Raw genomic sequence first — 21,295 nt, 5'->3', positions numbered from 1 at the left:
CCTCAGAATAAAATAAATAATGCCAGCGCCAGCAGGGTGCCAAACAAGGGTATCACGACTGTGAGTGCGCCCATGGGTGCATACGCCGCCTGATGGGTTTCACCGCAAATGGAGCGGATGGTGGTGACCACGTAACCATTGTGTGGCAACGAATCCAGTGCGCCCGATGAAATGGCCACCACCCGGTGCAGGGCGTCCGGGTTGACGCCTGCATCCAGGTAGTGGGGTGCAAGCTCGGGCAGTGCGATGGATTGTCCGCCCGATGCGGAGCCGGTCATGGCCGCAATCACGGTGACGGCGATAGCCGCGCCCACCAGTTCGTTGCCCGGTAAGCTGGTGATAGCACCCACGGCGAGGTCGAAGGCCGGGCTCGCTTTGGCGACGGCGCCAAAGCCGACGACCGCCGCGGTATTGGCAATCGCCAGCAGTGCGCCGGTTGTGCCCGCTGTGACCAGGGTGTCGAGGTTATATTGTTGACGGAAGGTCAATCCCCAGGCGGTGAGACAACCCGCCAGCAGCGCCACGATGAGTGCATATTGGGCAAAAATCTGGTGGCAGAAAAAGGTGACTCCCAAAACCGCCAGAATCGGGCTGGCCGCGACCCAGCCCGAGGGCAGGGGTTTGTCCAGCGGCTCCGGATCGTCCGCGCGCGCGAGGAAGACTTCACCGCGCGCTGTGGCCCGCCGCATCATGATATTCAGCCAGACAAATCCGGCCACCGCCATAAACGCGGCCACCACCAGACTCACCTGCCAACCCGCATAAGGTGAGGTGCCCAGATATTTAATGGGAATCCAGTTCTGGATTTCGGGGCTGCCGGCGGAGGTCATGGTAAACGTGACCGAGCCAAAGGCCATGACCGCCGGGATAAAGCGGCGCGGGAGGTTGGCTTTTTTGAACAGGCTCACCGCCATGGGGTAGGCCGAGAAGGCCACCACAAACACCGAGACGCCGCCGTAGGTGAGCAGGGCACAGGCCAATACAACCGCTGCCGTCGCGTGCTTAAGGCCGAGCCAGCCGACAATATCGGAGGCAATTTTATCGGCGGCGCCGCTGGCCTCCATGAACTTGCCGAACAGGCTGCCCAGTAAAAACATAAAGAACCAGGCTTCAATAAAATTGGTAAAGCCCAGCATATAAGCCTGAACAAAACTGTCGTCGGCCGTACCCGGCAGTAGTGGAAGGCCAGCCGCCAGGGCCACCAGCAAGGCGGTGAGCGGGGCCGCAATCATCAGGTTCATGCCTTTAATGGTCAGGTAAATCAGCAGACCCAAGGCAAACAGCAAACCGAGCAGGCTTAACATAGTGAATTCCATAATCTTTTTATTAGCGCCAGCTCATTATCCGGATGCCGCGGATCCACAGAACTAGACCTTGGTATGTAGGCATGTCATACCAAGGTCTTGCAGGCAAAAGGGCAATTAACCCTTAGACTGGAGTTCATTCCATGGGAGTAGTCGATGGCACTTCCCGGAAGCAGATGATCGAGAGCAACGATCAGAGAAACGGACAGATATAACAAATAAAGAAGGTGAAATCCCATGAGCCGCAATCCTCTCGCTTTGCACCCCCTTGCGCTGGCAGTAGCCGTAGGCGCAAGCTTGAGTTCACAGTCTCTGATGGCCGCTGATGTGGCATTGGAAGAAGTGGTCGTTACCGCACAAAAACGGGAACAGTCGCTGCAAGAGGTGCCGGTTGCGGTTACCGCCATTGGCGAAGATGCCCTGATGCAGAATGGCGTGAGTGATTTAACTGACATTCAGAAACTTTCGCCCAACACCACATTGCAGGTCGGGCGCGGCACTAACTCGACGCTGACCGCGTTTATCCGTGGCATTGGCCAACAGGACCCCTTGTGGGGCTTTGAGCCAGGCGTGGGCATTTATGTGGACGATGTGTACATCGGTCGGCCCCAAGGTGCAGTCATGGATATTCTCGACGTAGAGCGCATTGAAGTATTGCGTGGTCCACAGGGTACGTTGTACGGCAAAAATACCATCGGCGGTGCGGTCAAGTACGTCACCAAGCGCATGTCCGGCGACAACCGGCTCAATATCAGCGGCGCCCTGGGCAGTTACAATCAACGCGATGTGAAAGTGGCGGGCAGTGCAGAGCTCACCGATGGACTGTACCTGGGGGGTGCCATTGCCAGCTTCCAGCGCGATGGCTATGGCGAAAACGTGATCACCGGAAAAGATCAATACGATAAAGATGTGGTCAGCGCCCGTATCGGTCTGGAGTTTGAGCCCTCCGATGCGCTATGGATCCGACTGGCGGCCGATCAGACCACAGACAATTCCTCGCCAAAACATGGTTATCGTCTGAATGGCGATTTAACTGGTGCCCCAGTGCTCGACAGTGTCTATGATACCCAATCAAATATGCTGCACGAAAACAAAGTGGAATCCTCCGGGGTTTCGCTTACCGCTGAATGGGCGGTGTCTGATAGCGTGGTGCTGAAGTCCATCACCGCCTACCGCGAAGGAAGCACCGAAACGGCCATCGACTTTGACAGTATCGATCGTCCCGATTTTGATGTGCCGGCTTTTTACGAAGACGATCAGACAACGCAGGAATTTCAATTGATCTGGGAAGGCGATAATGCCAACCTGGTGAGCGGTGTCTACTACTACACCGGTAGCGCGGCTGGCGCTTTTGACGCGGTGCTTGGTTTCCAATTGAGTGGTGCCGGGTTAACCCAGCAGGTGGCCGGGTCCGTTGATACCACCAGCACCTCGGTCTATGCACACTACAATTGGCAATTTGCACCCGATTGGAATTTGAGCCTGGGCGGTCGCTATACTCAGGACGAAAAAGAAGCGGATGTATACAAAGCCAATTTCATCGGCGTATACAGTCCGCTGTTTTCCGATAAATACAACCCCGGTCAGCCGCCGGCGGTCTACCTGAATACCTTGACTGATTACACCAACGATGACACCTGGAGCAAATTCACCCCGCATCTGGGCGTGGACTATCAGGTGAATTCTGATGTGATGGTATATGCGACCTACAGTTCAGGATTCAAGAGCGGTGGCTTTGATATGCGCGGCGACGCCGTTGCGCTTCCGTCTACTGTTGATGGATTTGATCCCGAAACCGTCGATTCCTATGAGTTGGGTGTGAAAGCGGACCTGTTCGAAAACCGTGTGCGGGTGAATGCGGCTGCCTTCTACGCCGACTACACCGATATGCAGGTGACCGTGCAGGCCTTTACGCCCGGCGGCGGGTTTGCCAGTGCCGTATTGAACGCGGGTAAAGCCAGAATTCAGGGCTTTGAATTGGAAACGTCTGCCGCGCTGACAGAAAACCTTCAAGCGAATCTCACGCTGGGGCTCGTGGATGCGGAGTTCATTGAATTCATCAGTGGAGGGCAGGATGTGTCCGATCAACGGGACATGCAGAATACCCCGGATACCACGGCGATGTTCCAACTCAATTACTCTTTGCCATTCAATAATGGCGCTGAATTCGTGATTAATCCGACGCTTGCCTATCGGTCTGACACACAAATTTTTGAAACGCCCAGTCAATTGGACCAGGAAGCCTATACCCTGTTTGATATGAGTGCCATGTACTACGGCGCAAATGGTAACTGGAATGTGGGCCTGATCGGTAAAAACCTGACCAATAAAGAGTATCGCATTGCCGGCTACAGCTTCGGTGCGCCATTCACCACCGGCTTTTATGGCGCTCCCCGTACGGTTGCGCTGATGGCTAACTACAACTTCTGAACCAGCCCTTTGCCATAACGCAAGGATAAACCCCTTGCGTTACCGCTCTCCCTCGTAGTTAAGACTACAGTTCTCGGCCCGCATTGCGGGCCTTTTTTTAAAAGCTGAATTTAATGCCCAGGGAAAAGTGGTCCAATGAACTGCTGTATTTTTCCCACTCCAATTCCAGGTGCGTATTCGGCGTTATTTTGTACCCGCCGCCAAGGCCAAAAGCGGGTGCCAAAGAGTTCTGGAAATTGGAATCTTGTAAGTTAAAGCCGGCTTTGGCTTTGAAGTAAAGGTCGTCATTAGTCCGGAAGACGCCAAAAACTGCCGTGGTATTGACGTCGAATTCGGGACCTGAGCCGCAACAGAAGGTGTTGGTATCATCACTGTATTTCAGCTTTTGCAGAGTTTCATGATGGTCTGCTTCGATTGCCCAATTGGGTGAGATACGGTAACCGAATTGCAGTGCCAGCCCAGCGCCGATTGTATCGATGTGTTTGCCGCCCGTTGCGGCAAATGCAGAGGTGCCAACGTAATATGGACTGTCTTCAGCCAGAACAGCGGCACTGCTGAGCAGGCTGACAAAACCAAATGCCACGATCGCTTTCATAAATATCCCTATAAGTAATGTGGAAATTGCCCAGTGCAATTTCCACCGAATAATACAGGGGATTAATCGAAAAGACAGGCGGGGCGTGGTAAAAAAACGTCGGCCTGCTAAAAGTCAGCCCACTGCGCTGATTGGGGTGACGTTTTCGTCTTCGGCAGGGGTGGGCAGGTCTTTCACCTTTTTCAGTGCGGCCATCAGATCCTGGCGGTTGTCGATCAATTTTTCAGCGATCATTTCTACCTTGTCTTCACCAAGACCGGTCTCGACGTCACTGATCAGGTCAACGATGGTGTAAACGCAGTCCAGGCGCTGATCGTGTGCGTCTGCCAGTTTCTTGTCCATGTATTCTCCTGCCTGTTCCCCGTTTCGTTTGATTACGCGGTAAACAATTTCAATTGCCATCGCTGTGGTCTCCGGTATGTGTGAAGCCGGTACTGTAAACCATATTACTGTATTAATAAACAGTATTATGGTTTGTGGCGTGGTTGGTTCAGAACGGGCAGTCTGTCTCCAGCGACAGTGGGGTCATGTCTGTGGGGTGGTTTAACTGCAGTGCTCTGGCGTGCAGACACAGGCGTGTGTAGCTTTCGGCACGGCCATAAAAGGCATCGCCCAGGAGCGGATGCCCAAGCCATGCCATGTGGACCCTCAGCTGGTGGGTCCTGCCCGTGTGTGGATAGAGTGCGAGACGGGTATTGCCATTTGCGCGTGCCAATACACGGTACCGGGTGAGGGCAGTTTTGCCGTTGGCACTAACCTGCTGGAACGGCGGATTATCCGTTTGTGGGCCCAACGGCTCCCGGATTTCGCCTGTGTCCTGTTTGAGCTCGCCCTGGGCAATGGCCTCATAGGTCTTTTGGATCTGACGGGCCTGTAACTGTTTTTTCAATTCCCGCTCGGCTTGTTTGGTTCTGGCCAATAACAACAGTCCGGAAGTGTCGCAATCCAGTCGGTGAATCAGCCAGAGTTCACCGTAGGCGTCGGTCAGGCGGGAGAGGGCACAGTCGTGGGTTTCCGGCGCCCGGCCGGGGTTGCTCAGCAGTCCTGTCGGCTTGTCCACGGCCAGGAGGTGATCATCCTGGTAAACGAGCGGCGGCACACCAGTGGGTGGGCGGTAAATAAACTTCTGCGGCATTATTCGTCAACCCATTGGTCGGCACGCCAGTAGCCGCCCGTGTATACCTGCGTGCTCAACCAGCGCAGGCTTTCGCCCAGTGTATCTTTCAATGTCCAGGGCGGATTGATGATCAGCATGCCGGTTGCGGTCATACCGGGTTGTTGGTGGTCCCGGGTCAGCCCCAACTCGAACCGTTGAATATTTTTTATTCCGGTGTTGGCAATGGCGTCAAGCATGTCTTCTGTTCTGCGTTCGTCCACCACTGGATACCAAATGGCATAGATGCCTGTGGCAAAACGCCGGACCATTTTTTCCAACTGTCTGACCAGCAAAAGATACTCGGTTTTGACCTCGTAAGAAGGATCGATCATGACCAGTCCTCGCCGACAGGCGGGGGGGAGCAAGCTGATTATTTTTTCATAGCCATCGTGTGCGAAGCATTGCACACGCTTATCCCGGGAAAAAAGCGACGCCAGCTTTTGGCTGTCGGCGCTGTGCAATTCGCACAATCTGAGCTGGTCTTGCTGGCGGGCCAGCAGGCTGGCAATCCGCGGTGAGCCGGGGTAATGACCCGGGTTGCTTTGTTGGCAGGTATCGATGAGCGATACATAGCGTTGCAGGCAGTCGGGCAATCCGCTGGCGCGTGCCAGGCTGGCGAAACCCTGCTGGTATTCGCCGGTTTTAGTGGCCTCTGCCGAGGCCAGGTCATAGTTGCCCGCACCCGCGTGCGTTTCGTAGTAAACGAAGGGCTTATCCTTAAGCGCCAGATAGTCGATAAGCGCAACCAGTGTGGCGTGTTTTATCACATCGGCATAATTGCCGGCGTGAAAGGCATGGCGGTAACTGAGCATGGGGGAGTCACTTATTGCGGGGTACCTATTCTACGTGCCACTTTTCTGTTTGTTAATGACTTGTGCCCATTATCCCTCAGGGGCTATTTGGTACTAAATACTGAAAATGTGATTCTGATTTGCTGCTTATGCCAGAGGTTGCAGGTTTTGGGCGTTTTAAATAAGTAACTGATAGTCGGACGGACGATGAAAACCACTACACTGAAGGTCTCTCTAAACGTATTGAGGTAAGCGTTGTGGTCTACGGTGCACAGGGAACCCGATTAGGCGACTTGCTGCTCGAAAAGGGCATAATTGATCGCCAACAGTTACGCTATGCCATCGCGGAGCAGGTGCGTCGTCGGGCCGCCGGTGCAGAAGATGCATCCACCGCATTGGGTGCCATTCTGGTTGATATGGGCTATGTCAGCCGCTGGCAACTGCGACGCAACCTTAATTGGCAGATTGTTCTGCGCAAAGCCGCCATGGTGATGGTGCTGGCGTCGCCCTTGATGAACACGGCCTGTGGTGGCGGTGGTGGTAGTGGTGAGGGCGGCAAGGGCGCAATAGAGTCGCCCATTGCGCCGCCTAAACCGGGCATCTCGCCCACGCCGACACCGGAACCTACACCCAGCCCGGTGCCGACTCCAGCGCCTGCACCGAGCCCGGCGCCTACGCCGGAGCCAACGCCGACTCCAGCGCCTACCGTGACACCCACACCACCACCCGTGGGGTTACCACCGGCGCCGACCCCGGAACCCACGCCAACACCTGCGCCTGTGCCAACACCCGAGCCGACGCCTACACCGGAACCAACTCCCACACCGGAGCCGACTCCCACGCCGGAACCGACTCCCACGCCGGAACCGACTCCCACGCCGGAACCGACTCCCACGCCGGAGCCGACTCCCACGCCGGAACCGACGCCTACACCCGAGCCGACTCCCAGCCCGGCGCCTGAAGGGCCTGTGTCTGTCGCCGGACCCGTTACCGTCAATTGGGATGCGCCTGCGACGCGGGAAAACGGAGATCCTATCGATGTCTCGGAGTTGGGCGGGTATGAAATCCGTTATCGTGAGGAAGGCGCCACCGATTACACCTACGTATTGGTCGAGGATGGTTACGCGTTATCCAAATACGTCGGTGACCTGTATGGCAGCTACGAGTTTGAAGTCGCGGTGTACGATAATAACGGCTTGTACAGTCAGTTTGTGCCCGGGCGGGTCAATGAACCATAAGGCTCATTGACTGGCATTAAACCTCGACAAGGTGTTGCGCCAACAAGGTCCGGAGCTGGCCCTCAATTGGCGCTTTGCTTTGATTCTGATAGTCAAAATGCACGAGCACGGTTTTACCGGTCGCGGCGAGAATGCCGTTTTGCCAGGCTTCCTGATAGACCTCCAACGAGCTGTTGCCCAGTTTTGAAATACCGGTCTTGAGGGTCACGTCCTGGCCGTAATAAATCTGTGCCCGGAAATCGATCTCGAAGCGGGCCAGAATTAACGGCCAGTTAGACAGATCTAGATCCGGCGTAAACAGTTCAAACACCGGTTGACGCGCATCCTCAAACCAAATGGGCAGGGTGGTATTGCTCACATGGCCGAGGGCATCGGTTTCACAAAATCGCGGGGCAATCGTTTTCTCAAACATCTGGTGCTCACAAGGTGTGGATAGACAGGCCCAGTGCGGCCAGCTCGTCTTTTTTGGCGGCGTGGGACACAACCGCGGTGGAGGCCCGATCGGGGGTGAGATAGACCCTGGCTACGCGCTGTAAATCATGGAATGACACATCCAGTATCCGCCGGCGGAAGTCTTCGCGGATTTCGCGGGTGCGGCCGAACAGTTCGGCATGGAAAGTCTGGCGCGCTTCGCCTGCAGGTGATCCGGGTTTGTCGATGGAGCCAATGACACCGAGGATCGCTTCTTCCACCAGACGCTCATCGGGCTTTTGTTCGGCCAACCATTCGAGTGCGCGATCGAAGTCGGCCAGGGTTTCGCTCAAACGCGGGTCGCGATAGGAGTAGAAACGGAAGCTTGCAATGTTGCTGTCGTGGCTGGCGCCGCCGCCATAGGCGCCACCTTGTTCGCGGATGGCGCGGTGCAGGAAATTGTTGCGCAGGAATCCGGCTAAAACCGATAGCGCCGGTGCGTCGGCGTGTTGCATCGCAACGGTGGGGTAAGCACGGGCGCAAAAATTCACCTGGCTGTTGGCAATCCAGGCTTGCTGTATGGTTTCGCTGGTTGATGGCCAGCTGAAGTGTTCCTGGCCACTAGTGCCCGGCGCTTGTGCGCGCCATTCGTTCAGTTGCTGGGTCAATGCGTTCAGGCGGTGCGGTTCGGCTACTAACAAAAGCTGCCGCGGTGCACTCACGACTTTTGCGTGCAACAGCGCGAGCGTTTGTAACGTGGCATGGGCAGTGGCGTCATCCTTCAGTTTTTCATCGAGTTGTTTGATGAACGGAATGCGCTCAAGACCGGACATTTTGTTGGTCAGGTACGCAGCCGCGCAATGACCACTGCTGGCGGCAGCCATGGCGAGCGAGTGGCCCTGACCGGTCACTGATTGCTCGCGTCGAGCGCGGATTTGCGCCACCAGTTCACGCAACCGGTTGACCTCGTCAAAGCGTACCTGCTCAAGCGTCGCACGCATGAGGTCCGTCGCACCCGGGTGATTTCGCGCCAGACATTTGGCCGACAGGGTGAGATAGCCCTTGATGCCCTCGACGGAATCTGTGCCGGAGCGCAGGCTGGAATACATGCTGAGGCTTCCCACCACTTCCGACTGCCACTGTTGCGTGGCGAGATAATCTTTGTCGGCAACGCCCAGTTCGGTAACGCAATAGGTATAAATGGGCAGCAAGTCGAGTTCTTCGGCCGTCAGCGCGGGCATATCCATGATGGCCTGCTGATAAACCAGGCCATTGGTGCCAGCCGCATACAGTGTCAGCGGTGTCTGGTCGGCGTAGTGATGGTGGCGACCGATGTAATGCATCCTGGCGGGCACATCCTCAAGACCGACTTTAGGCAACAGGGATGGGTCGTCCTGTTGCGCCTGACGTGCTAACAGATCCTGAGTCTGCTGGATAATGCGTGTCTTATCTGCGTCAGACAGTGCGGATTGCATGGCGTCCAGCCGTTCGCGTTCTTGTTTGGCTTCGCGCTCGGCCTGGGCTTGATCAGGGGTCATGGTCAGGCGTACGCGATGCGGGTTATCAATCAGCCACTTTTTCACCAGGCCCTGAATATAGCCGGGTTGCTGAATGTGCTCGCGCAGGCGGGCGAGGGCGGGTTCAAGGTTCAGTAGCGTCATCGGGTCGCCGCGGTGGGTGGCCGCGGTGAGCGCCGTCAGAATCAATTGCAGTCCATAAGGGTAGCCATCGCCGCCCACTTCCCGTTGCTGTAATTCCAATTGATGCAGACTCGCCTCCACTTGTGCCTGTGGCAGGCCTTCGGTGGCCAGCCGTTCAAACACCTGCATAACGGATTGCTCAAAAGCATCAGCGTGGGACGCTTCACTGCCGGCAATCCCGCACAGGAAGGTGAGTTCTTTCTGGGAGTCATCCAGGCCGCACATGGGCGACGGGGATTTGCCCAGGGGTGTGGTTTCAAGCAGGTGCTGCAACGGGCTGGCGCTGTTGTCGAATAACAGGCTCGACAGCAATTGTGCTTCGAGTACGTCGTCCAGCCGGGTGCTCTTGCCCAACAGCCATCCCATAACGATATGGGTTTTTTCCTCTGCCGGTTCATCTTCTGGCAGGGGATAACTGGCCTGTGCAATTCTTGGCGCGTCGAATCGGGTTTCGTCATTAACCGCGATGATTTTGTCGAGCTTTTCAAAGCGTGACAGGGCTTTGGTTTCGAACTCGGCCTGCAGTGTTTCTGCATCCATATCGCCGTAGGTCATGAAAATGGCGTTACTGGGATGGTAGTGCGTCTGGTAAAACGTTTTCAGTTGCTCGTAGGTGAGCTCGGGGATGTGTTTGGGATCGCCACCGGAGTTGAAATGGTAGGTAGTGGTCTGAAACAGATGCGAACACAAGGTGTGCCACAGCTGTGAGGGCACCGAGCTCATGGCACCCTTCATTTCGTTGTACACCACACCCTTATAAACGAGTGGAGACTCGCTGTTGTCAGGCTGTTCGAATTCGACCCGGTGACCCTCCTGGGCAAAATCGAGCGGATCCAGATTGGCAAAGAACACCGCATCCAGATAAACGTTCAGCAGATTCATGAAATCTTTTTTGTTCTGACTGGCGAACGGATAGGCGGTCCAGTCTGAAGAAGTAAAGGCGTTCATGAACGTATTGAGGCTGCGCCGGATCATCATGAAAAACGGGTCGCGCACGGGGAAACGGGCAGAGCCGCAGAGTGCGGTATGTTCCAGAATGTGGGCGACGCCGCGGGAGTCTTCTGGCACTGTCCGCAGGGCTACCAGAAAAACGTTTTCATTGTTGTCGGCGCTGATGTGAATGTGCTGGGCGCCGGTAACCCGGTGGCGGAACTCCTGCAATTCTACATTCAGGGAATCGATTGTCTGGCGCTTAATAAATTCAAAGGCGGGGTGTGCTTTCATGGACTACAGCATCTCTGTTCAATTAGGCTCATTGTACCCCTACCCGCAAGCGGGCGCGAGGCGGTCAAAAATTAACCTGGCTGGATGGTAACCGGCAGGCGCATTTTGTGGCGGTTTGCGGTTTAATGGCATCCGCACACAGTATGGACCGGGGATGTACATTATGGCTGATTGGATGACAGGCTATGCCCTTACCGGGGCATGTGTTGTCTGGTTGTTGGTGGTTTGGATCAGTTATGCGTTATTTGCCAAGTCACAGGCCAAGAAAACCCACTGTCTGGCGTCTGAATTGCACGCTTTGCGCATCCTTTGGATGAAGCGGGTTATCCGGCGGGAAAATCGCATCACAGACTCATCCTTACTGGCCAGTCTTGAACGTAATACCAGCTTTTTCGCCAATATCACCGTTCTGGTTCTGGCCGGTATCGTCACTGCGCTGGGCAGTATAGGTGAGGCCGGCAGCTTGTTGCGTGATCTCAATATACATGGCCAGGCAGGCCCCCATGACCTGGAAATCAAACTGATTGTGTTGTTTGCGATCTTTGCTTATGCGTTTTTCAGCTTTACCTGGGCCATGCGTAAATACGGGTTCTGCGCCGTATTGGTGGGCGCATTTCCACTGGTGGACGAGGAGGTCAACGAGGCGGTGCGCGATAGTTACGCGGTCAATACCGCGCGCATTATCGATCAGGCGGGCCACAGTTATAACGCCGGTCTTCGCGCCTATTACTTCGCCCTGTCGTTTTTCGCCTGGATAGTCAGCCCCTGGCTTTTTATTTTGTCTGTGATGGCGGTCGTGGCCATGTTGTATCACCGGGAATTCCGGTCCAAGGCACTGAAGACCTTGGTCCAGGTTACCCGGGATCTGGCTGATTATTCGGTTGTGGTTGATCGTTGATCAACGCCAGTTTCTGGCTACGGGTTAATCGCTTGATAGTCATTTCGCGCTTCAACGCCGATGAATGGTCGGGCTGGCTCTCCGTGTATCGCATCGCTTTGGGCGTGCGGCCCCGGAAAAACTTTGCCCCTTTGCCTTGTTTGTGTTGAGCCAGCCGCCGGTCGGGATCGGTGGTGATGCCGGTGTATAATCTACCGTCGCTGGCTTCGATAATATAAACCGTCCAGGGCGTGTCGCCGGGAGTTGTCATGCTTGATTACCTTGCTTTGTACCGACGTTTTACCGCTATCGCGGCACACAATCAATGGCAGTCCTTGCACAGTCCACGCAATCTGGCACAGGCAGTGATGCTGGAATCCGCTGAGCTGGTGGCTGAAATGCAGTGGATGACCGACGAGCAATCGGCCCGGCTGGCGCCCGAGCAAAAGGCCAGGGTGGCCGCGGAGCTTGCCGACGTGATGCTGTACAGCATTGCGTTGTCGCAATCGCTGGGTCTTGATCTCGGCAATGTGCTGGCGTCCAAAATGGAAGCCAATGAACGTCGGTATGGCCCGCAATGAAAAAACCGCACCAAAATCCAGCCGGCAGCAAGCGCCCACCGCTGGCAACGGCCGACAGAAACTTTGACGATCTGGCGCCTCGCTTCGCCCGCAATGTTTATGGAGGGCACAAGGGTGAGTTGCGCCTGGCAGTGCTGCAACGCGATTTCGAGCAATGCTTACCGGGCTATCTGGCGACAGATAGCTCCGTTCCCGGGCGCAGGATTCTGGATGCCGGGGGAGGGCAAGGGCAGTTTTCGGCCGGCTTTGCTGAGCAACATCAGCTGACGTTGTGCGATATTTCTGCCGGCATGCTGGCGCTGGCAGCAGAACAGCCCGGCGCCGAACGTATTCGTTTTATTCACACCAGTATTCAGTCTCTGGCTGCACAGCCTGAACATCGGGAACAATACGACCTGGTGATCTGCCATGCGGTTCTGGAATGGGTGGTAGAGCAGGAAGCCTTGCTGACTGCGCTCTATTGTCTGGTCCGGCCGGGTGGTCACCTCAGTCTGACTTTTTACAACGCCCACGGCCTGGCCTTCAAGAGCCTGTTGCGGGGCCAACCGCCCACCATTCTGACCGGAGAATTCCGGCCCCACCGGGGCAGCCTGACGCCCAACCGGCCGGTGACGCCGGCACAGGTAATGCAATGGTTGGGCGAGGATCGCTGGACGCCGGTGTGTCACAGCGGCATCCGGGTATTCAGTGACTATCTGTTGACACCGGAAGGTAAGGCGATGGCGCCTGAGCAACGGCTGGAATGGGAACTGACGCTTTCCAGGCAGGAGCCCTATCGGTCGTTGGGGCGTTACCAGCACATGCTGCTGGAAAAAATCGTTGGTTAAGGATCGATTCAGTTTCACCTTTGTAATCTGAGCTCAAGGTCAGATACGACCGGGCAACAAAGGAAAACTGACATGAAAACCACTCTTTTTGCAGTAGCTACTCTCTCGGCGTTGATTGCGCTGCCCGCCAGTGCAGGCCATGGCAAGAATCGCCACGACAACAGCCGGCACGACTATGCCAAGGTCATTTCCGCGACCCCGATTTACGAGCAGGTGTCCATCAGCCGCCCGCAGCAGGAATGCTGGACTGAAACCGTGGCCTATGAGCGTAATCACGGCAGTAATTCAGCCACCCCGACACTGCTGGGCGCCGTGATCGGTGGTGCCATCGGCCATGCGGTGGGTAAAAACGACCGCCGTTCGGGCACGGCCATCGGGGCGGTGCTGGGGGGCTCCATCGGCCACGACATAGGCAAAAAGCAAGGCCATCGCAGTGTTGAATACCGGGATGAACAGCGGTGCGAAACCCGCAATGTGACGCACTACGAAGACCGGTTGATGGGTTATGACGTGACCTACCGCTATCAGGGTGAAAACTATTACACCCGCATGGACCGCGACCCTGGCAAGCGCCTGAAAGTTGCTGTTGAAGTGACTCCCTTGTACTGAAAAACGCCCTTTACAGGAGGCCTGAGATGAAACGATTCATGACCTTGTGCGCCGCGTTGTTGGGATTGACACTGACACTCAACAGTTACGCAGGACACCGACACGATGAGCCCCGTATTGATGTGCGCTGGTCGGGCGTCTATGCCGATGTGCATTATCGCAACTACCAGCCACGCCACTACAACAGCCATCACCGTCACCACCACGGCTGTGGGCACCGTTGGGATGGCCGCTACTGGGGCAAGCCGGTGCCATACCACTACAGCCCCTATAAACGGTATGATTGGCACCATTACAAGCGTTGGCACGGACGCGACCATCATCGTCGTGATCACCATGGCCATCCGCGCGGCGATCGCCATCGCGATGATCACCATCGCGGCCGGCACCGGGGCGACGATCGTGGCCGGCACCATGACGATCGCGGTCGCCACCGGGGCGATGACCGTGGCCGGGGGCATGATGATCGCGGACGACACAGGGGTGACGATCGGGGTCGTCACCGAGGCGACGACTGAACCGGCCATCGCGACGATGAATGAATTGGCTGAACCAAAAAGGTAACGACTCATGTTAAGGCTCTGGATTCTGATTTTTATGCTTGGTTTTACCCTGCCTACCGGCGGGCTGCAGGCAGCCATTCCAGTGCCGGTACAGAAAGCCCAGGATCAGGCAGCCGGCAGCCCTTCTGAAGCGGCTGCCATCGCGGTCCGGCGCCACGGTGGCGAAGTGCTTAAGGTTCAGAAAGCCGGTAAGCACTACAAAGTGCGTTTGCTCACCGCCGATGGCCGGGTCAAAGAAGTCAAAGTGGCTGCCAAGTAAACAGGACATATGCCATGCGATTGTTAGTCATTGAAGATGAATCCGCGCTTCAGTCCCAGATCCAAAAACTGTTTGCCGATCGGCATTGGACGGTGGACCTGGCCGCCGACGGTAAAGAAGGGCTATACCTCGGCAGGGAGTATGCCTACGACGTGGCCATCGTCGATCTCGGGTTGCCCCTGATGTCCGGGCTCGACGTGATCCGTACCTGGCGCAAAGAAGATAACCCGCTGCCGATTCTGGTGCTCACCGCGCGCGATCACTGGCAGCAGAAGGTGGAAGGTTTGGAGGCAGGCGCGGATGATTACCTGACCAAGCCATTTCATCCAGAAGAATTGTTGGCGCGGGTCAATGCATTGGCGCGCCGCGCGGCGGGTAAAACCAGCCCGGTGATCAAAGTGGAATCCTACGCGCTGGATACCGGTGCGCAAGTCCTGACGCGGGAAGGCGAGGTGATCGCGCTGACCAGCTTTGAATACCGTATAGTGGAATACCTGATGATGCATTCCGCGCGGGTGATTTCAAAAACCGAACTCACAGAGCATTTGTACGCGCAGGACCATGACCGGGACAGCAATGTACTTGAAGTGCTGGTCGCGCGGTTGCGCAAGAAGCTGGACCCTGAAGGGAATCGCCTGCCGCTCAAAACCCTGCGCGGTCAGGGCTATCAATTCGTGGGCGGTTGATGCACTCCATTAAACGTTTTTTTCGCAGTATTGCCGGCCGGTCGGCCTTCGCCAGTGTGTTGATCCTGCCGGTGTTGATTCTTGCAACCGGTCTGGGCATCGACCGGGCCTTTAAGCAAAGCCTGCTCCGGGCCGAAGAGCAGCAGCTGACAACCTGGACCTACCTGCTGCTGGCCGCCGCTGAAACAGAGAACGGTCAACTGGAGATGCCTGCTGCCTTCACCGAGCCCCGTTTCAGTCAGCCGGGCAGTCATCTTTATGCCTTTGTTCATCGCGAAAGCAGCGGCGTTTTACAACCTGCCGAGATGTTGTGGCAATCGCCCTCGTCGCGTTGGTTGGATCTGCGTGATCTGGGGCTTATGCAGCAGCAGGCACTGGCGCCTGTGGTGAGCTATTTCGCACCCTTTTCAGATGATTTTTTTGTGCTGCGCTATAGGATTCAATGGGAGCAGGAAGAGGGCGAGGATCTCAGTCTGGTCTTCAGTCTGTATCACGCCAGTGAAGAATACCGCCAGCAATTGCAGGCCTTCAGCACCACCTTGTGGCGATGGCTGAGTGGCGTTGGCGTCTTGTTGCTGTTAGGGCAGTGGCTGTTGTTGTACTGGTCTTTGCGCCCCTTGCACTGGCTCAGTGGTAAGTTATCCGCGCTCAATCGCGGCGAGGTGGCGAGCATCACAGGGGAGTTTGCCGGCGAGCTGCAACCGTTGGTGGATAATCTGAATCAGTTATTGGTTGAGGAAAAATCCGGTCGTGAGCGTTACCGCAATGCATTGTCGGATCTGGCCCACTCAGTCAAAACCCCGCTGGCGGTGTTGCGCAACGAAATGCACGAGACCACCAAAAATGATGCGCTGATGGTCGAGCAAATTCAGCGATTGGAAGACATAGTGTCACGCCAGCTCGCCCGCGCGTCACTGGCACACGGTGCAATCAGGCATCACCAGAACGCGATGCAAGTGGCGAGCCGATTGGCCGCCAGTCTGAAGAAACTGTTTCCCAATGTCACCATCGAGCTTGGCGCCGATAAATTGATGCTGCCCGTGGATGAAAAAGACTTGTTCGACCTGTTGGGCAATGTCATGGAAAACGCCTGCAAATATGGCGCGGAGACCATAAAAATAAGCGGGGGTGATAGCCTGTACCGGGGCGGTCAATACAAGTCGCTGATTGTGTCCGACGATGGCCCGGGTATGCCCGAATCTGTGCGCGCCGGGGTGCTGGCGCGAGGCTTGCGCGCCGACGAAAGCAAAGCCGGACAGGGACTGGGCCTGAGTCTTGTGCAGGATATTGTGCTCGCACAGGGCGGCGAGCTCACATTGGAAACCAGTGACATGGGTGGGCTTGCAGTCTGCTGCAGGTTTCCTGTCTGACAAAAGTGGTGCGCAATGCAATACAAAGCGGTTTTATTTGACCACGACGGGACCTTGGCAGATTCGGAGGTGGTGCATTACCAATTCTGGGCCGATGTGCTGGCAGAGCTCGGAGTAGCCTTTCCCGAAGCGCATTACCGAACCCATTACACTGGCGTGTCGGAGCTTGCTACTGCTCAGCACCTGCGGCAGACCTTTGCGCTATCACCCTCAGTAGACAGCCTGGTGCAGGCGAAACGCGAGCGCGCGAAAGCGTATCATGCGCACAAACACTACCCGACCTTGCCATTTGTTGAAGCAACTCTGGAAACGCTTAAGACTAATGGCGTGCGCATGGCCGTGGTCTCGGGTTCCGCGCGTTTTGCCCTTGAGGCCAACCTGGAGGCGGCCGGCCTACGGCATTATTTTGAATTTATTGCCAGTGGCGAAGAAGTGGCCGAGAATAAACCGGCGCCGGATGTCTATCAGCATGCGCTGGCGCAGTTGCAATTGCCGGTAGCCGATTGCCTGGCAGTGGAAGATACCTGCAGCGGGCTTACGGCCGCCAAAGCGGCCGGTTTGGTGACGTGTGTCATACCCAATCGCTTTTCAGGCCACCAGGATTTTACTGCCGCAGATCAACGCTTCGCCCACATGGGTGAGTTTTGTCAGTGGTTGCTGAATCGTCCGCTATAAGTGTTCCAGCAGCTTGTCCTTGGCGGCGTTGATACGCGCCGCTAATTCATGACTCCCGCCCCGGTCGGGATGAAATTTCTGCATCATTTTTCGGTGCGCATACACGATGGTTTTCTTATCGGCTGTCTCGTCAACCCCGAGCAGTGTGCGGGCTTCTGCCAACGTCATATTGTCGGCCCCGGCGTCCGTGTCGGGTTGATCGCCAAACCGGCTGAGCAGGTAGCTGTGCAGCAGCCGGGCTGCCACCGGGTCCTGCTGCTTGAGCCATTGATGCAAACGATCCAGTTGGGTTTTATCCAGCGCATTTAAGGTCTGGCCCTGAAATTCTCCTTGCAGGACTTCACCGTCCATCTTGCCGTTTGTCACAAACAATCGCAGGTATTCGGTGCGCATGGCGCGCGCCTGTTGATAGGTATTCCACCAGCCCAGCAATGTGAGTCCGTGGGTGAACAGTCGCCAGAGACCACGGACAAAGGGAATCAGACCCACCAGCAGTGCGCCAAGCCAGTTAAGCCGACCGGTTACCAGCGCAAATAGTGTGAGCAGCAAAAATGCCACCACGGCCGCCTGCCACAGACGGCGCTCGCGGCTTTCTGCGGGCAGTTGCATGAACCGGCGGTAGCCGTACCAGGCCAAGACTATAAGAATAATAAAGGGCAGCAGACGAATCATAAGGCGTTACAATAGGCAAAAAATTCAACCTGAGGTGGTTATGAGTGTACAGGTAATTATGAAAGATGGCAGGCCTGAATGGGCCGTGATTCCCTATGCGGAATACGAAGCGCTGTTGGCGCGGGCGGGCGCAGCGGTAAAGGAGGAAGCCGTTGCGTCTCCTGACTCTGCGGTAACGGCAGCCAAAACCGGTCATGTATTCAGTCTTGCCCGTTATAACGCCATTAAAACTGATAAGGGCAAGGATACGGCGGCGATTGCCAAAGACGCGGGCATATCGCCGGTTTATTGTGCCCAGATTGAGCAGGGCGAGCGCGCGCCGAGTCCGGCGATTATCCGCGGGTTGGCGCAGGCGTTGTCGGTTAAACCCGACGACCTGTTGGATTAGACGCGTATGGATTGCGCAGCCGGCAAGGCGGCTGCCTCAGAATGTTAAGGTCAAACCGGCTTCCGCCAGCAGGTCGGCTTCCTGTTGCAGGTTAAGTGCTGTCAGCGGGTGATTATCGAGCCATTGGTCTGGCAGTATCAATCGCAGCTGCATCAGGTCGCCAGCGGATTGCATCGCGAGTTGGGGGATGATGTCCGGGTCTTTACGGGCACGGCAGAAAATTAACGCCAACCGGAAAACGGCGACCATGCACAACAGCACCGGTTGTAACGATTGACTCTGTTCAATGATCAGCGCCTGTTTAATGTTATTGCGTTGCATGCGCACAAGGCTGGCCAGCCAGTGTTGCTCGAACCGCGAAAAGCCACCCATGTCGTGGTGTTTCAGCAGGTAGTGACCATGCTTGTGGTAGCCGCTGTGGCTGATATGCAAACCGATCTCGTGCAGGATACCGGCCCAGTGCATGAATTGTGCGGGCGGGATGCCATTCACCGGCGGCAGGGGGATTTGATTGATCAGCTGGCTGGCCACTCCGGCCACCCGTTGACCTTGCTGAAGATCGCACCCGTAACGCTCTGCCAGGTGCATGACGCTGGTGTCGCGGGTATCGGTTGCAGCGCCCTGACCCAACAGTTCCTGAATCAGGCCTTCTTTCAGTGCAGCGTCAGCCACGTGCAATTCGGTTAATTTCAATTGATCAAAAATAGCGCTGATAATGGCTAAACCCGCAGGCAATACATCGCGCCGGAGTTTCGGAACGCTGGCGTGCAGTACCTCGCCGTCGGCGATGGTTTGTTCCACTACCCGGGTCAGGCTTTCGCGGCTGATCAGGCCTTTGTTTTTGGCGTCCATGAGTTCGGCGGCTGCACGCATGGTGCCCGAGGTGCCGATGGCCAGCTCCCAACCTTCGGCGCGGTAGGCGCGCGCGATGGGCTCGATGATGGCGCAGGCGGCGGTGTACGCGGATTGCATCGCGCGTTCAGTGACCGGGCCGTATTTGAAAAATCGCTCGGCCAGCACCACGCAGCCGAGGTTAAGGCTTTCCAGTAAACGCGGTGTGTCACCCTGACCAATAATAAACTCTGTGCTGGCGCCGCCTATATCGATGACCAGCCGTTTCTGGTTATTGCGCTCAAGCGTTGAGCACACGCCCTGATACACCAATCGGGCTTCTTCAAACCCGGAAATAATGTGGATGGGGTGGCCAAGGGCGGCTTGTGCTTTGCGCAAAAATTTATCGCTGTTGCGCGCCGCCCGCAGTGTTTTTGTGCCCACCGCGCGGATGTGGTGTGCCGGAATGTCGCGCAGGCGTTGACCCATACGGGCCAACACATCCAGCGCGGCAGTCTGGGTGTCTTTGCTGAGCTTGCCGTGGCCGTCCAGGCCCCGGGCTATTTGCACCATTTCCTTGTAGCGGTCGACCACTTCCAGTCGGCCGTCTCGCCATTCGGCGACCAGCAAATGGAAACTGTTAGAACCCAGGTCTACCGCGGCGTAATGGTGTTCACTCAATCGGCTTTACTCCAAACCCCGGCTTCAGGTTCGCCCTGGTAGCGGTGGGATTTTTCCAGTGTGTATTCCGGCAGTTTATTGGCCTTGCGCTGCGCCAGATAGTCATTCAGCAGCGCTTTCACGGTGGGTGTGAGCCAGACAATGGCGATGACGTTAATCACTGTCATCAGACCCAATGCCATATCGGCAAGGTCCCACACGGTTTGCAATTTTGCCATTGACCCCCACAGAACCATTACCAGATAACCGGCAATCAGACACAGCCGGCCCAGACGGTTATCGAGTTTGAACATGTGCAGGTTTGATTCGGCGTAGGCGTAATTGGCAATCACCGACGTGAAGCTGAAAAACACGATGGTCACTGCGATGAAATCCATACCCCAGCTACCCACATGGTGCACCATGGCTTCCTGCGTCACGCGGATGGCCGCGAGATCGGAGCCCAGATTGTCGTGCGCCAGTAAAATAATGATGGCCGTGCAGGAGCAGATAATAATGGTGTCCACAAAGACGCCCAGCATTTGCACCAGACCTTGGGATACCGGGTGATTGGGATAGGGCACCGCGGCAGCGGCGGCGTGCGGCACGCTGCCGGAACCGGCTTCGTTGGAGTAGAGGCCGCGCTTGATGCCGTTAATGGCCGCGCCCAGAAAACCGCCCGCGGCTTCTTCCAGGCCGAACGCGGATTTAACAATCAGGGCGAGAATGTCGGGTACTTCGGCAATATTGATGGCAACCAGTGTCAGCGCCATGAGTACATAGCCCAAGCCCATAAACGGCACGGTGATTTCGGCGAAGGTGGCGATGGCGCGCAAACCGCCAATCAGTACGAGACCGGCCACCACCGTCATCACCAAACCGGACTGGAAGGGCGAAATGCCGTAAGCGTTATTGAGCGCGTCACCAATGGTGTTGGCCTGAACCGCAGAAAAAACGAAGCCATAACCGAACAGCAGGCACAAGGAGAAAAGAATCGCCAGCCAACGGTTGTTCAGCCCCATCTGGATGTAATAGGCCGGTCCGCCACGGTATTCGCCGTTGGCATCTTTGACTTTGTAAAATTGTCCGAGAGTGGATTCGGCAAAGCCGGTGGCCATGCCCATCAGTGCAATCACCCACATCCAGAACACGGCGCCGGGACCGCCCAAGGTGATGGCCACCGCAACCCCGGCAAGGTTACCGGTACCTACGCGGGCCGCGAGACTTGTGGCCAACGCCTGGAAAGGCGAGATGCCGAGCTTGTTGGATCTGAGCGAGCCTTTCATCACACCGAACATATGGCCGAACAACCTGAATTGCACCGCGCCCAGGCGCAGGGTGAACCAGAGGCCGGCACCGATCAGCATGACAATCAGAATTTTGTCCCAAAGGACGCCGTTAATGGCGCCAACGGTGGCCGCAAGGCTTGCTTCAAAATTTTCCATGGT

General features: G+C 56.3%; 23 protein-coding genes. 12 read left to right on the top strand and 11 right to left on the bottom strand.

Annotated features, from left to right (window positions below; all coding sequences use genetic code 11):
• Window positions 1-2 precede the first annotated feature (2 nt).
• Window positions 3-1,304: a GntP family permease gene (locus M5M_RS03925; RefSeq protein WP_015046173.1), complete on the bottom strand. Its 1,302-nt coding sequence runs from the start codon at window positions 1,302-1,304 to the stop codon at window positions 3-5.
• A 237-nt stretch (window positions 1,305-1,541) separates the two neighbouring features.
• Here M5M_RS03925 and M5M_RS03920 point away from each other — a divergent pair, with 237 nt between their 5' ends.
• A complete protein-coding gene (locus M5M_RS03920; protein WP_015046172.1) occupies window positions 1,542-3,734 on the top strand; it encodes a TonB-dependent receptor in 2,193 nt (730 codons plus the stop codon).
• A gap of 97 nt (window positions 3,735-3,831) precedes the next feature.
• Here M5M_RS03920 and M5M_RS03915 read toward each other — a convergent pair whose 3' ends face one another.
• The 4 genes from M5M_RS03915 to M5M_RS03900 form a co-directional block, all read right to left on the bottom strand.
• Entirely contained in the window at window positions 3,832-4,368 is a 537-nt protein-coding gene (locus M5M_RS03915) for an outer membrane beta-barrel protein (protein ID WP_144062381.1), read from the bottom strand.
• Between the two features lie 75 nt (window positions 4,369-4,443).
• A complete protein-coding gene (locus tag M5M_RS03910) occupies window positions 4,444-4,731 on the bottom strand; it encodes a YebG family protein (RefSeq protein WP_015046170.1) in 288 nt (95 codons plus the stop codon).
• 88 nt (window positions 4,732-4,819) lie between these two features.
• On the bottom strand, window positions 4,820-5,464 hold the full coding sequence (locus M5M_RS03905) for an RluA family pseudouridine synthase (RefSeq protein WP_015046169.1): 645 nt from the start codon (window positions 5,462-5,464) through the stop codon (window positions 4,820-4,822).
• Window positions 5,464-6,297: a 23S rRNA (adenine(2030)-N(6))-methyltransferase RlmJ gene (locus tag M5M_RS03900; protein ID WP_015046168.1), complete on the bottom strand. Its 834-nt coding sequence runs from the start codon at window positions 6,295-6,297 to the stop codon at window positions 5,464-5,466. Before M5M_RS03900 ends, M5M_RS03905 begins: the two co-directional genes overlap by 1 nt.
• A 236-nt stretch (window positions 6,298-6,533) precedes the next feature.
• On the opposite strand from M5M_RS03900, the gene M5M_RS20460 reads away from it, so the two are divergent.
• Window positions 6,534-7,514 carry a fibronectin type III domain-containing protein gene (locus M5M_RS20460; RefSeq protein ID WP_016389210.1) on the top strand — a complete coding sequence of 327 codons (981 nt, stop codon included), beginning with the start codon at window positions 6,534-6,536 and terminating at the stop codon, window positions 7,512-7,514.
• Window positions 7,515-7,530: 16 nt separating this feature from the next.
• Here the strand turns inward: M5M_RS20460 and M5M_RS03885 are convergent, their stop codons facing one another.
• Window positions 7,531-7,926 (bottom strand): acyl-CoA thioesterase, encoded by a 396-nt coding sequence (locus M5M_RS03885; protein ID WP_015046165.1) that lies wholly within the window; start codon window positions 7,924-7,926, stop codon window positions 7,531-7,533.
• Window positions 7,927-7,933: 7 nt separating this feature from the next.
• The gene (locus M5M_RS03880) at window positions 7,934-10,849 is read right to left on the bottom strand and encodes an insulinase family protein (RefSeq protein WP_015046164.1); all 2,916 of its coding nucleotides are present in this window, start codon (window positions 10,847-10,849) and stop codon (window positions 7,934-7,936) included.
• Window positions 10,850-11,012: 163 nt separating this feature from the next.
• On the opposite strand from M5M_RS03880, the gene M5M_RS03875 reads away from it, so the two are divergent.
• A complete protein-coding gene (locus tag M5M_RS03875; RefSeq protein ID WP_024330232.1) occupies window positions 11,013-11,747 on the top strand; it encodes a DUF599 domain-containing protein in 735 nt (244 codons plus the stop codon).
• Here the strand turns inward: M5M_RS03875 and M5M_RS03870 are convergent.
• A complete protein-coding gene (locus M5M_RS03870) occupies window positions 11,704-11,997 on the bottom strand; it encodes a GIY-YIG nuclease family protein (RefSeq protein ID WP_015046162.1) in 294 nt (97 codons plus the stop codon). The genes M5M_RS03875 and M5M_RS03870 overlap by 44 nt on opposite strands.
• Here M5M_RS03870 and M5M_RS03865 point away from each other — a divergent pair.
• From M5M_RS03865 to M5M_RS03830, 8 genes are all read left to right on the top strand, one after another.
• The gene (locus tag M5M_RS03865; protein WP_015046161.1) at window positions 11,996-12,307 is read left to right on the top strand and encodes a MazG-like family protein; all 312 of its coding nucleotides are present in this window, start codon (window positions 11,996-11,998) and stop codon (window positions 12,305-12,307) included. The two genes, M5M_RS03870 and M5M_RS03865, sit on opposite strands and share 2 nt — an antisense overlap.
• The gene (locus M5M_RS03860; protein ID WP_015046160.1) at window positions 12,304-13,134 is read left to right on the top strand and encodes a methyltransferase domain-containing protein; all 831 of its coding nucleotides are present in this window, start codon (window positions 12,304-12,306) and stop codon (window positions 13,132-13,134) included. Before M5M_RS03865 ends, M5M_RS03860 begins: the two co-directional genes overlap by 4 nt.
• Before the next feature lie 72 nt (window positions 13,135-13,206).
• On the top strand, window positions 13,207-13,743 hold the full coding sequence (locus M5M_RS03855; protein WP_015046159.1) for a glycine zipper 2TM domain-containing protein: 537 nt from the start codon (window positions 13,207-13,209) through the stop codon (window positions 13,741-13,743).
• A 26-nt stretch (window positions 13,744-13,769) separates the two neighbouring features.
• Window positions 13,770-14,261 (top strand): hypothetical protein, encoded by a 492-nt coding sequence (locus M5M_RS20455; RefSeq protein WP_162141150.1) that lies wholly within the window; start codon window positions 13,770-13,772, stop codon window positions 14,259-14,261.
• 52 nt (window positions 14,262-14,313) lie between these two features.
• Entirely contained in the window at window positions 14,314-14,565 is a 252-nt protein-coding gene (locus M5M_RS03845) for a PepSY domain-containing protein (protein WP_015046157.1), read from the top strand.
• Window positions 14,566-14,579: 14 nt separating this feature from the next.
• On the top strand, window positions 14,580-15,251 hold the full coding sequence (locus M5M_RS03840; RefSeq protein ID WP_015046156.1) for a response regulator transcription factor: 672 nt from the start codon (window positions 14,580-14,582) through the stop codon (window positions 15,249-15,251).
• A complete protein-coding gene (locus M5M_RS03835; protein WP_015046155.1) occupies window positions 15,251-16,621 on the top strand; it encodes an ATP-binding protein in 1,371 nt (456 codons plus the stop codon). Before M5M_RS03840 ends, M5M_RS03835 begins: the two co-directional genes overlap by 1 nt.
• 15 nt (window positions 16,622-16,636) lie before the next feature.
• Window positions 16,637-17,296, top strand: coding sequence for an HAD family hydrolase (locus M5M_RS03830; protein ID WP_015046154.1), 660 nt, complete (start codon window positions 16,637-16,639; stop codon window positions 17,294-17,296).
• Here the strand turns inward: M5M_RS03830 and M5M_RS19300 are convergent.
• Window positions 17,291-17,968, bottom strand: a complete 678-nt coding sequence (locus tag M5M_RS19300; RefSeq protein ID WP_015046153.1) for a J domain-containing protein — start codon at window positions 17,966-17,968, stop codon at window positions 17,291-17,293. The genes M5M_RS03830 and M5M_RS19300 overlap by 6 nt on opposite strands.
• Before the next feature lie 40 nt (window positions 17,969-18,008).
• Here M5M_RS19300 and M5M_RS03820 point away from each other — a divergent pair, with 40 nt between their 5' ends.
• Entirely contained in the window at window positions 18,009-18,356 is a 348-nt protein-coding gene (locus M5M_RS03820; protein WP_015046152.1) for a helix-turn-helix domain-containing protein, read from the top strand.
• 36 nt (window positions 18,357-18,392) lie between these two features.
• Here the strand turns inward: M5M_RS03820 and M5M_RS03815 are convergent, their stop codons facing one another.
• On the bottom strand, window positions 18,393-19,868 hold the full coding sequence (locus M5M_RS03815) for a Ppx/GppA phosphatase family protein (protein WP_015046151.1): 1,476 nt from the start codon (window positions 19,866-19,868) through the stop codon (window positions 18,393-18,395).
• A complete protein-coding gene (locus M5M_RS03810; RefSeq protein ID WP_015046150.1) occupies window positions 19,865-21,292 on the bottom strand; it encodes an alanine/glycine:cation symporter family protein in 1,428 nt (475 codons plus the stop codon). The genes M5M_RS03815 and M5M_RS03810 overlap by 4 nt, the downstream gene beginning before the upstream one ends.
• Window positions 21,293-21,295 lie beyond the last annotated feature (3 nt).

This window comes from Simiduia agarivorans SA1 = DSM 21679 (assembly GCF_000305785.2).
Lineage (GTDB): Bacteria > Pseudomonadota > Gammaproteobacteria > Pseudomonadales > Cellvibrionaceae > Simiduia > Simiduia agarivorans.
Note: the sequence above shows the minus strand (reverse complement) of the source record. Positions and strands in the feature narration are given on the sequence as shown.

Coding starts and splice junctions, on each gene's coding strand:
- M5M_RS03855 (WP_015046159.1), top strand. CDS start 13,207: ATGAAAACCACTCTTTTTGCAGTAGCTACTCTCTCGGCGTTGATTGCG.
- M5M_RS03925 (WP_015046173.1), bottom strand. CDS start 1,304: ATGTTAAGCCTGCTCGGTTTGCTGTTTGCCTTGGGTCTGCTGATTTAC.
- M5M_RS03900 (WP_015046168.1), bottom strand. CDS start 6,297: ATGCTCAGTTACCGCCATGCCTTTCACGCCGGCAATTATGCCGATGTG.
- M5M_RS03920 (WP_015046172.1), top strand. CDS start 1,542: ATGAGCCGCAATCCTCTCGCTTTGCACCCCCTTGCGCTGGCAGTAGCC.
- M5M_RS03830 (WP_015046154.1), top strand. CDS start 16,637: ATGCAATACAAAGCGGTTTTATTTGACCACGACGGGACCTTGGCAGAT.
- M5M_RS20455 (WP_162141150.1), top strand. CDS start 13,770: ATGAAACGATTCATGACCTTGTGCGCCGCGTTGTTGGGATTGACACTG.
- M5M_RS03885 (WP_015046165.1), bottom strand. CDS start 7,926: ATGTTTGAGAAAACGATTGCCCCGCGATTTTGTGAAACCGATGCCCTC.
- M5M_RS03905 (WP_015046169.1), bottom strand. CDS start 5,464: ATGCCGCAGAAGTTTATTTACCGCCCACCCACTGGTGTGCCGCCGCTC.
- M5M_RS19300 (WP_015046153.1), bottom strand. CDS start 17,968: ATGATTCGTCTGCTGCCCTTTATTATTCTTATAGTCTTGGCCTGGTAC.
- M5M_RS03910 (WP_015046170.1), bottom strand. CDS start 4,731: ATGGCAATTGAAATTGTTTACCGCGTAATCAAACGAAACGGGGAACAG.
- M5M_RS03860 (WP_015046160.1), top strand. CDS start 12,304: ATGAAAAAACCGCACCAAAATCCAGCCGGCAGCAAGCGCCCACCGCTG.
- M5M_RS03840 (WP_015046156.1), top strand. CDS start 14,580: ATGCGATTGTTAGTCATTGAAGATGAATCCGCGCTTCAGTCCCAGATC.
- M5M_RS03820 (WP_015046152.1), top strand. CDS start 18,009: ATGAGTGTACAGGTAATTATGAAAGATGGCAGGCCTGAATGGGCCGTG.
- M5M_RS03810 (WP_015046150.1), bottom strand. CDS start 21,292: ATGGAAAATTTTGAAGCAAGCCTTGCGGCCACCGTTGGCGCCATTAAC.
- M5M_RS03845 (WP_015046157.1), top strand. CDS start 14,314: ATGTTAAGGCTCTGGATTCTGATTTTTATGCTTGGTTTTACCCTGCCT.
- M5M_RS03880 (WP_015046164.1), bottom strand. CDS start 10,849: ATGAAAGCACACCCCGCCTTTGAATTTATTAAGCGCCAGACAATCGAT.
- M5M_RS03870 (WP_015046162.1), bottom strand. CDS start 11,997: ATGACAACTCCCGGCGACACGCCCTGGACGGTTTATATTATCGAAGCC.
- M5M_RS03865 (WP_015046161.1), top strand. CDS start 11,996: ATGCTTGATTACCTTGCTTTGTACCGACGTTTTACCGCTATCGCGGCA.
- M5M_RS03875 (WP_024330232.1), top strand. CDS start 11,013: ATGGCTGATTGGATGACAGGCTATGCCCTTACCGGGGCATGTGTTGTC.
- M5M_RS03835 (WP_015046155.1), top strand. CDS start 15,251: ATGCACTCCATTAAACGTTTTTTTCGCAGTATTGCCGGCCGGTCGGCC.